1 protein-coding gene is annotated in these 1,722 nt (G+C 62.7%); it reads left to right on the top strand.

What is annotated here, in order from left to right; all coding sequences use genetic code 11:
* Nucleotides 1–73: 73 nt before the first annotated feature.
* Nucleotides 74–1,722 (top strand): RelA/SpoT family protein (locus AC1D0Z_RS21080; protein WP_477660110.1); only part of this gene is annotated, 1,649 nt, incomplete at its 3' end.

The raw sequence follows: 1,722 nt of genomic DNA, 5'->3' as shown, positions 1-1,722 counted from the left end.
GTATTTATTAAGTCATGCCGGACAGCGCTGCACTGATGCACTGCCGGCTTCGCAACTATTTGACTGACGTTCCATGAAAAGCAATGTGGCCGGGCCCGGGAGCCCGGCACTCTCCCAGGGGGCGAATGCCTCCATCGTGACCGCTACGGCTGACAGCTTGCCTGACCAGCCGCACGCTCTGGCCCGCGCCCGGGCATTTGCCGAGCCCCTGATCGCCAGCGAAACGCATGACACGGGGGAAAACATCCTCGCGCATGCCGATGCGGTAGCTGCCATCCTGAAAAACATCGGTGGCTCGGAGGCGATGCAGGCTGCGACTTATCTTGTATATGCGTGCCAGCACCTGAACAAGCCGCAGGAAGTCATCACCAAGGCGTTCGGCGCCAACTACGCTGCGCTGGCGCTGGAAACCACGAAGCTGGTGCAGGTGCAGCGGCAGGCGCGCACCGCCAATGCCAAGGCGCACTTGCTGGATGACCCGGCCGCGCAAACTGAAAACGTGCGCAAGATGCTGCTGGCGTTCTCGCGTGACCTGCGGGTGGTCATGCTCCGGCTGGCGTCGCGGCTTCAAACCCTGCGTCATTACGCGGCCACCCGCCAACCTGCCCCTTTGGCATTGGCGCATGAGTCCCTGCATGTGTTTGCGCCGCTGGCCAACCGTCTGGGCATCTGGCAGATCAAATGGGAAATGGAAGACCTGGCTTTCCGTTTCCTGGAGCCCGATACCTACAAGCAGACGGCCCGCCTGCTGGATGAAAAACGGGTGGAGCGGGAAGGCTTCATGGAGGCTCTGCGCGCGCAGCTGGAGCGCGAGTTGAACCAGAACGGCATTGCCGCGCTGGTGCAGGGCCGGCCCAAGCACATCTACAGCATTGTCAAAAAGATGCGCGGAAAGTCGCTCGACTTCGAGCAGGTGTTTGACATCCGTGCCCTGCGCGTGATTGCGGCTGACGTGAAAGGCTGCTATGCCGCACTTGGCTTTGTGCATTCGCGCTTTACACCGGTCGACGGGGAATTTGATGACTACATCGCCAAGCCCAAGTCCAACGGCTACCAGTCGCTGCATACCGTGGTGCGCGACGAAGCGGGGCGGGCAGTGGAGATCCAGGTGCGCACCCAGGCCATGCATGACCACGCGGAGCATGGCGTGGCGGCGCATTGGGCCTACAAGGAGGCGGGCGCAAAGGGCTATGCGGGCGTGTCGGCGAGCAGCGAATATGACGCGAAGATCGCCGTGCTGCGGCAATTGCTCGCGTGGGAACGGGATCTTTCGGGCCCGGCCTCGCAACGCGCACGCGATGCCAATCAAGGGCTGTTCGAGGACCGGATCTATGTGCTGACACCCGACGCCGCCATCGTGGAACTGCCACAGGGCGCGACCACGGTAGATTTTGCCTACAGCGTGCACACCAGCCTGGGGCACCGTTGCCGGGGCGCACGCATTGACGGCGTCATGGTGCCGCTGAATACACCGCTGCAAAACGGCCAGACAGTTGAAGTGATTACTGCCAAAGAGGGCGGTCCCTCGCGCGACTGGCTCAATCCCGAGCTGGGTTTCCTGTGCAGCCACCGTGCCAAGTCGAMGGTCCGGGCCTGGTTTAACGCCCTGGCGATGGAGCAGACCGTGGCCAGGGGACGGGAGGCGGTGGAAAAACTGCTTCAGCGGGAGGGCAAGACCGCCATGAAGCTGGATGACCTGGCTGCGCAGCTCGGCTTCAAGGC

Source organism: Polaromonas sp. P1_E3 (assembly GCF_056405935.1).
The sequence above is the reverse complement of the archived record's forward strand: the minus strand, read 5'-3'. Positions and strand labels throughout refer to the sequence as shown.